The following is a 6,698-nucleotide window of genomic DNA, read 5'->3' as shown; positions in this document are numbered from 1 at the left end:
AACACATAGAAATACCCTCGTTTTGATGTTTGGCTTGGCGTCCCAAACCCAATGAAAAAGCCCGGTTGGTTCCGGGCTTTTCGATGGGGCTAGGCACGAAAAAAGGCTCCTCGTTTCCGGGGAGCCTTTCGGGTGTGTTTTTGCAGATGGTCAGGCGACCTTGATGGGAGTCCTCGTCAAATCCCCCTGACCGGCAAGGAGTCCTTCGACGGAAATGTCTTCATCGAGGTGTTCCCAGTGGATGCCGAACGCGCTCAATTCAAACCGTTCGCGTTCCGCAACCGTCGCGTTGAGCAGACGGGGGAACCAAGCAAGAGGGACGCCGATGACGCGGGCGTCATTCAGCCCTACCCACAGGGAATCCTCGTCGAACCAAACCTTTTTAGGCGAAATAATCATGATACGCCCCCTTCAGGATGTCCCGTTTTTCCTGAACGAGCTTGCATATTTTGCGCAGCTCCTGCGCGGAAAAACCGGCATTGAGCAGAACGCCGTACGGTTCGACGAGTGAGATTTTCGCTTCTCCGTCTTGGCTTCTGACGTGGATGTGAGGGGCCTTTACCGGATTTCCTTCATTGGAATAGAAGAAAAAGCGATAGGGCCCGACGATAAGAATAACGGGCATTATTCCCTCACTTTTTCAAAAGAATAGCGGGTTTCACGACCTCTGTCCATACGCTTCGACCGTGTGTGCTCGGGCTTGCGCTGAGCGCCGTGGGGTACGTTTCCTCGCCGTACAGCGTCCAGTTGAGGGCCGTCATCGCGCCTGTTTTCAATGAGCGGGTCGGGGTGGGTTCCCGTCCTTCGTTGAAAACAAGGTAGGTAAAAATTACCTTATAGTCAAGAGAAAGAGCAAAATTTTTCCCTAAAGAGGGGTAACAAAAAAGCCGCCCATTATGGCGGCTTGATAGGTCGTTTTATATTAACGGGTTACTCTATTTGTGGGTTGCTAAAAGGGCCTTTATTTTTTCCTGTTCCTCTTTTTGGGCCGTTTCCGCATCCGCAAAAGCCTGTTTAATCACCTTTTCCCAAGGCAAACCGAGGGCTGCTAAGAGGTTCATTACGTCGGTCATTCTGAGTTGTTGGGGTTTACGATTTTCACCCGAGCCCTGCCCCTTTCTGATTGATTGAACTTTCCGTCGGGAATCCGCCACATGAGGAAAAGCAAGCGAACCAAGTGCTTGTTCAGTCATACCTATGACTTTACGGCGCTCCTCAAGTGCCTTGCGGATGGATTCTTCAAACGCAGCCATCCCTGTTTCATTAAGCACTTGCATGTCTCCTTTTCCTCCAATCATAGCAAAATCACCTCTTTTCATCTCGGCGTAATTTTATGTATTGACAAAAGAGGTAAAGTTTACCTATCAAAGAGTCAAGCATGGCTTGCCCCGTGAGGTGAACGCCACCGCCTGCTCATTGACAACCAGCCCCGACGAACCCGCCGCCGACGCCGCGCCCGGACGTGAACAACGCCGACCGCCGCCGGGGGAACAGGGGGAGGGAAGCCCGATAGGATCGGGCTGCGCTTGTGACGCCGTTTTCGAGCTGGGCGCGAAACCTTGCGTTGGGTATGAAAAAGGCTCCTCGGAAACGAGGAGCCTTTTCTGCCGGAGCAACTAACTACGGATAGAGCTACTTTTCTGAGTGGCGGTGATGTAATTCATCATTGTTTTCTTTTTCGTGTCTATTCTTTTCTAAGAACGCAGAAACAATACCGATGAGCGTACCTCCTGTTAAAAGAGTACCAACAACGGAATGCCCTGCGTAAACAAGAAACCCTCCAATAAGAACTACTCCTGAAGCCAATGTCCAAGCCATCCACTGAGAACGTTGTATCTCCTTACGTTCATTAACAGAGTCTTTAGCATAGGCTTCTGTCATTAGGGCTTCCATCTTATGCCTGTGTGCTTGCTCTTTTTCTGCCATAGCCAGAATACGTTCACCTGCACCAGGGGTAGTGTGATCATAGGCTTCGAAAGTAGCAGGATCTGGGAGTGGGCCAGAATAGGTCGCTATAGCAAGATGTCTTTCTGCCTTAATAACTTTTGGTTTAGTGGATGGCGTATTGGGGGCCGATCTACTTTTTGTCATGCTCGTACTTCTTCATGGAAAAAGCGATATCGTTTCCTACGTTTCTAAAACAAGCTCTAAGCGACTCAGTATCAGAACGATTGGCCAGTCTGGATCTTGCCTCAACGATTCGCTTCTTTGAGCATGTATTTCCCCGGGACGTTACATTCAGCAGGTTCCCGAATGAACACCATAACCTGCCTAAAAAACGTGACATAATTTACCCTCCCAAGGAGGATTAATACTCCTTTTGGTATTAATTACGCTATGGCAAGCAGAATCGTCAATGTCTTTCCCGTTGTCCGTCTATGAGACTAGGCATGGAACCCCCGGCGGAGCCAATCCCCGCCGGGGCGTGCACATCCATACGTTTCAGGTCCCGCATGGTTCGGGGCGACGGGTGTTCGCCGCCCCTTTCATGTGAGGCCGTCAGTCCACAGGGGCAAGCCTGTAGCCGAGTTCCCGCACCATCACGTTGAGCGGGGTGGAGTCGCCCGTGGTTTCGATGATGGCCATGAACGTCTCGACGCCGAGCTTTGCGCCGGGGTCAAGCGGATTGGTTTCCCTGAGCAGGGTCGAGTAGGGCTTGCCGATGGCGATAGCAACGGATTTTGCGGGCATCTTGCCTTGCGTCACGAGTTCGTGGACGGCCTTGACGACTTTGTTCATATGTTTGTCCTGAAAAAGCCGGATGATTCCGGGTTCGATTGTATTTCATGAAAATTTTTACGGGATAATACCCGTCTGCATTACTGTTGCAGCTCTGCCGAGCCGGGGGATTAGTCACCTTTCCCCGCGCTGATTGGGTATTCATCATACCGTCTACGCCCGCCGACCCGTCGCGGCTTGTGAGGACGGCGGGGGTGTCCCGGTCGTCGTGAAGCGATATTTACCAAACAGCAAATATTGTGTCAATATAAAATTTCCATTCAGTAAATATTGTGTTACAAAAATACCGACACCACGAAGGGATCGGCGGTCACGCTCGGCAGGGCACAAAAAAGCCCCTCATGAGGAGGGGCGGGGAGGCATAATGAAAATCCAAAAAACAGACAGCGGTTGCTATTTTGTTGAACCAGTTTGTTCAGACGAGGAAAAATTGATGGAGGCAATTAGCATTGCCGTTAAGTTTTTTAATGAGAGTTATTACCCAAAAGATGAGCCTTATGAATCTATTGCCGATTGCAAACAGGATTCAAGGAATGAATCAGATCCGTCTCGATATCAAGACGTTGTTGAGAACCTGAAACTTGCATAATAGAAATATGGGTACAACCATTTCTCTCCACACAAGGCCATTTTTCATGGCTTCCGATACGGGTTCCAAGCTCTCTTGTTTCACCAACATATAAAGCTATTTGTGAATAGCCTCCAGATGCTGTTACGTACCTTTTTGTGAATATATACACGGCACTTACGTCGTTAAATTTGGTGCTCTTCTCGTAGGTGTCAAATGTGTACTTTCTCCCGCTCTCCCCAGTAAATGTAATTGTAGTAACTTTAGACATTTTTCTCCTTCTCCCCGCTCCGGCGGGGATTTTCATTTCTTCACGAGCTTGAGGAAGGGCTTATTCACGAAGCGAGCTTGTTCTTTTCAGGAAGTTTTTGAGTATCCACGCCGCTCTGGGCGCGAAGTGCTTCGAGATGTCCTTCCCACTTCGCTTTGTAGATGCGTAGAGATTCGATTTCTTTCCGAAGTTCCGCAATGGTAGCTTCATACTGTGCGGATTCAGGCGTGTCAGGCGCATTTGTCGCAGGTACGTGATCCCAGACAAGCTTGGCTCCTATCTTGTCCAAAATATTTCCAAGCGCCTTGAGGTGCTTTTCCCGCTCTCCATTCAGATAACGGGATGTCTGCACAGCCTGAACACCACAGTGTCTAGCCATATCCGCGTTCGTCGCAAATTTTTTGCCTTCACCGATGCACGACTTCATGCCGTTGATCAAATCTTCGTAGAATCCCATACGATTATTTAACATACGGTAAATTTCCTGTCATTTTCTTTTTGGAAAAAAACTGCTTGCCTTAATATTTACTATTTAGTAAAAAGATGGACATGAGCATTCAAAACACTCTGAAAAAATTTTTGCAGGAAAGGAATTTGACACAGGCACAGTTTGCGGAACTTGCCGGACTCAATCCCTGTGGTCTTTCAAAGTTTTTGAACCGGGAAGGCGGAGAGTCGATTGCGGAGCGTGTCTATCCTTATTTGCATGAATCAAAGGCTCTGATAGCCCCACCAACCGCTCCCACCGAACCCGAAAAGGAGCACGCCCATGAACTGGCCTGAAGCAATCGTAAGTATTGCCTATTTTGCAGTTATCGGTGTCATTTTCTGGCTTGCACTTCGCTAGCCCTGCCGCGCACCGCCGAGCCACGGCTTCTGGAGTCGGGTACTCCGCGACGCGGTACGACCGCCAACACAGGCGGGAAACACCATGGATCAGGATGCGGACCCGCCACACTGGGCCACGCAGAGTGATGAGCAGATGGACTGTAGGTACATGCATGGGTTCCGAACCTTTTTCAGCCATCTTATCGGAACGCAACAGGCCGTAAAGTTGAAAACTTCAGAGGAAAAGCAGGATGGCCGACTACAAGAACATGACTGCGATCGAGGCGCTTCGGGAAGCCAAGGACGCCAGCGGCATGACCGCCGAAAGCATAGCGCAGGGAGTGGGCATCACCGCGACGCATTTGCGCCGCTATCTTGATCCCAATGACAACTATGCGCCGAGCCTGCACATCATCCCCGGTTTGTGCAGGGTGATGCGGAATAGAATCCTCCTTCAGTGGCTCGAAGCGCAGATTGTAGCTGATGACACTCCGGTGACGCCTGCCGCGACGCGGGCGGACGTGCTGACGGCGGTGGCGCGTGCGGGTTCGGCCCTTGGCGAGGTGCAGCGGATCGTCGCCGAAGCGCAGGTGCTTTATCCGAGTACGGCGCGGGAGATCCGTTCCGGGCTTGGGGACGTGATCGCGGCGTGCCGGAGCGCGCAGGCCGGGCTGCAACCACTGGCGGAACGGCGGGATCGGGATGTGGCGCTGGCCAGCCTGTCGGACGGAGAGCAGGCGCCTCCGGTGGCGATGCCTGAGAAGAAGGAGATGAAGAGATGGTGGCATTTCTGGAAGCGTTCAGGCCGCGCCGCGTCAAGCGGTTGACGAGATACGCCCCGTGGAATGTTTGCCGCGAGTGCGGGTGGACCCCTTCGTTGGCGAGAATGTCCATTCCTTTTGTGGGGCCAGAACCTGCGTGCATTACGGGGGTATGTCCCACTTGCGGAGGTAAGGTTTCAAGGGAAGTAGGGCAGATTGAATTCACTGAAGAACACTGGCTGTGGTTTGTAAGCTTGTCCTCTGAGCAGCATTTTATCCCGAGGAATCGCGATGAATGGGATGCAGATTTTCCAGAACGTGGAGTTCGGCCCTATACGCATCATCAAAAGAGATGGCGGCGAACTACGTTTCGTGGCGCGGGACGTGTGCGCCTGTCTTGGCATCGGCAACACGGGAGACGTGATCGCCGCTTTGGATGACGATGAAAAGGGGATCGACAGTATCGATACCCCCGGCGGCAGGCAGGAGATGTCCACGGTTTCCGAACCGGGCCTGTATTCGCTCATCCTCCGGTCGCGCAAGCCGGAGGCCAAGCGGTTCAAGCGGTGGATCGTGCATGAGGTGCTCCCGTCCATCCGCAAGACCGGTTCCTATGGTGTCCCGGCGATTCCGAACTTTACGGATCCGGTGGCTGCGGCCCGTGCATGGGCGGATAGTGAGGAAAAGCGGCGTATCGCCCATGAAGCCCGCCTCGCGCTGGAGCAGAGGATGGAGGAAGTGAAGCCCAAGGTCGTCTTCGCCGAGTCCATCGAGGTCGCCAAAACCAGTATCTCCGTCGGGGAAATGGCGAAGCTCATCAAGCAGGCCACGGGCTACGACATCGGGCAGAACCGCTTTTTCGAGTGGCTCAGGAACAGGGGCTACCTGCACAAGGATGGTTCCCAGACCAACATGCCTACCCAGAGAAGCATGGATGCCGGATGGATGGAGATCAAGGAGGGCACCCGCATCGGAAGCAGTGGGGAAAGCCGCATCACCCGCACGCCGAAGATTACGGGCAAGGGGCAAATCTACTTCATCAACCTGTTCAAGAAAATGGTGGAGTCATGATCATCCGCTGCCGCCACCGCATCCCGTCGCCCGAGGCCGTGGGGTTCCTCACGGTGGAAGGGCTCAGGGAAGCCGCCGCGCAATATCCGCACCTGCGGCCCTGCCCGAAGCAGGGCTGGCGTTGGCTGTATCGGACGGCCTGCGCGAAGTGTGGAGACAGAATTGAAGTGCCACTTGAAGGTTCGGCACGCGAACACGAAAAAGGCCCGCTGTTGGAGCAACGGGCCAAAGGGGAAAAGATGATGCAAGTTCATCAAAACGTTGAAAACAGTATGCCCGCAACCGGGCCTGCCGTCAAGGGAAAGGTGTGAATATGGGCGGCTATTTCAAGGTCTGGCGCAAGATTGAGGACTCGAAGTCGTGGAGCCGGGGCGCGCTGTATCGTGGGCTGATGATCACCCTTCTCCAGAAGGCGAACTGGAAGCAAGGATACTTTCACGGGCAGGAAATCCTGCCGGGT

At 52.8% G+C, this 6,698-nt stretch carries 11 protein-coding genes; 5 read left to right on the top strand and 6 right to left on the bottom strand.

The genetic code is table 11. The annotated features are described in order from the left end of the window. Positions 1 to 150: 150 nt before the first annotated feature. From T370_RS0120855 to T370_RS0120840, 5 genes are all read right to left on the bottom strand, one after another. A complete protein-coding gene (locus T370_RS0120855; RefSeq protein ID WP_029436882.1) occupies positions 151 to 399 on the bottom strand; it encodes a DUF2442 domain-containing protein in 249 nt (82 codons plus the stop codon). After that, positions 383 to 625, bottom strand: a complete 243-nt coding sequence (locus tag T370_RS0120850) for a DUF4160 domain-containing protein (RefSeq protein WP_005027310.1) — start codon at positions 623 to 625, stop codon at positions 383 to 385. Before T370_RS0120850 ends, T370_RS0120855 begins: the two co-directional genes overlap by 17 nt. A gap of 310 nt (positions 626 to 935) precedes the next feature. Continuing rightward, positions 936 to 1,277, bottom strand: a complete 342-nt coding sequence (locus tag T370_RS0120845; RefSeq protein WP_016361044.1) for a hypothetical protein — start codon at positions 1,275 to 1,277, stop codon at positions 936 to 938. Between the two features lie 355 nt (positions 1,278 to 1,632). Further along, positions 1,633 to 2,091 carry a DUF2335 domain-containing protein gene (locus T370_RS24665; protein ID WP_081847613.1) on the bottom strand — a complete coding sequence of 153 codons (459 nt, stop codon included), beginning with the start codon at positions 2,089 to 2,091 and terminating at the stop codon, positions 1,633 to 1,635. 408 nt (positions 2,092 to 2,499) lie between these two features. Beyond that, positions 2,500 to 2,739 (bottom strand): phage regulatory CII family protein, encoded by a 240-nt coding sequence (locus T370_RS0120840; RefSeq protein ID WP_029436881.1) that lies wholly within the window; start codon positions 2,737 to 2,739, stop codon positions 2,500 to 2,502. A 364-nt stretch (positions 2,740 to 3,103) separates the two neighbouring features. Here T370_RS0120840 and T370_RS25275 point away from each other — a divergent pair, with 364 nt between their 5' ends. Continuing rightward, the gene (locus tag T370_RS25275) at positions 3,104 to 3,328 is read left to right on the top strand and encodes a hypothetical protein (protein WP_156034479.1); all 225 of its coding nucleotides are present in this window, start codon (positions 3,104 to 3,106) and stop codon (positions 3,326 to 3,328) included. Between the two features lie 314 nt (positions 3,329 to 3,642). On the opposite strand, the gene T370_RS0120830 is transcribed toward T370_RS25275, so the two are convergent. Continuing rightward, complete coding sequence (locus tag T370_RS0120830) at positions 3,643 to 4,050, bottom strand: hypothetical protein (RefSeq protein ID WP_029436880.1); 408 nt, start codon at positions 4,048 to 4,050, stop codon at positions 3,643 to 3,645. Positions 4,051 to 4,127: 77 nt separating this feature from the next. On the opposite strand from T370_RS0120830, the gene T370_RS0120825 reads away from it, so the two are divergent. From T370_RS0120825 to T370_RS0120810, 4 genes are all read left to right on the top strand, one after another. Next, positions 4,128 to 4,361, top strand: a complete 234-nt coding sequence (locus tag T370_RS0120825) for a TniB family NTP-binding protein (RefSeq protein ID WP_029436879.1) — start codon at positions 4,128 to 4,130, stop codon at positions 4,359 to 4,361. Positions 4,362 to 4,657: 296 nt separating this feature from the next. Beyond that, entirely contained in the window at positions 4,658 to 5,233 is a 576-nt protein-coding gene (locus T370_RS0120820) for a phage regulatory CII family protein (protein ID WP_029436878.1), read from the top strand. Positions 5,234 to 5,458: 225 nt separating this feature from the next. Next, positions 5,459 to 6,238 carry a phage antirepressor KilAC domain-containing protein gene (locus T370_RS0120815; protein ID WP_029436877.1) on the top strand — a complete coding sequence of 260 codons (780 nt, stop codon included), beginning with the start codon at positions 5,459 to 5,461 and terminating at the stop codon, positions 6,236 to 6,238. Next, positions 6,235 to 6,549 carry a hypothetical protein gene (locus tag T370_RS0120810; protein ID WP_029436856.1) on the top strand — a complete coding sequence of 105 codons (315 nt, stop codon included), beginning with the start codon at positions 6,235 to 6,237 and terminating at the stop codon, positions 6,547 to 6,549. Before T370_RS0120815 ends, T370_RS0120810 begins: the two co-directional genes overlap by 4 nt. Positions 6,550 to 6,698 lie beyond the last annotated feature (149 nt).

It is taken from the genome of Bilophila wadsworthia ATCC 49260 (assembly GCF_000701705.1).
Lineage (GTDB): Bacteria > Desulfobacterota > Desulfovibrionia > Desulfovibrionales > Desulfovibrionaceae > Bilophila > Bilophila wadsworthia.
The sequence above is the reverse complement of the archived record's forward strand: the minus strand, read 5'-3'. Positions and strand labels throughout refer to the sequence as shown.

Excerpts from the sequence above, each read along its gene's own strand:
- T370_RS0120850 (WP_005027310.1), bottom strand. The coding sequence starts at position 625 with ATGCCCGTTATTCTTATCGTCGGGCCCTATCGCTTTTTCTTCTATTCC.
- T370_RS0120845 (WP_016361044.1), bottom strand. The coding sequence starts at position 1,277 with ATGCAAGTGCTTAATGAAACAGGGATGGCTGCGTTTGAAGAATCCATC.
- T370_RS24665 (WP_081847613.1), bottom strand. The coding sequence starts at position 2,091 with ATGACAAAAAGTAGATCGGCCCCCAATACGCCATCCACTAAACCAAAA.
- T370_RS0120855 (WP_029436882.1), bottom strand. The coding sequence starts at position 399 with ATGATTATTTCGCCTAAAAAGGTTTGGTTCGACGAGGATTCCCTGTGG.
- T370_RS0120810 (WP_029436856.1), top strand. The coding sequence starts at position 6,235 with ATGATCATCCGCTGCCGCCACCGCATCCCGTCGCCCGAGGCCGTGGGG.
- T370_RS25275 (WP_156034479.1), top strand. The coding sequence starts at position 3,104 with ATGAAAATCCAAAAAACAGACAGCGGTTGCTATTTTGTTGAACCAGTT.
- T370_RS0120825 (WP_029436879.1), top strand. The coding sequence starts at position 4,128 with ATGAGCATTCAAAACACTCTGAAAAAATTTTTGCAGGAAAGGAATTTG.
- T370_RS0120820 (WP_029436878.1), top strand. The coding sequence starts at position 4,658 with ATGGCCGACTACAAGAACATGACTGCGATCGAGGCGCTTCGGGAAGCC.
- T370_RS0120840 (WP_029436881.1), bottom strand. The coding sequence starts at position 2,739 with ATGAACAAAGTCGTCAAGGCCGTCCACGAACTCGTGACGCAAGGCAAG.
- T370_RS0120815 (WP_029436877.1), top strand. The coding sequence starts at position 5,459 with ATGAATGGGATGCAGATTTTCCAGAACGTGGAGTTCGGCCCTATACGC.
- T370_RS0120830 (WP_029436880.1), bottom strand. The coding sequence starts at position 4,050 with ATGTTAAATAATCGTATGGGATTCTACGAAGATTTGATCAACGGCATG.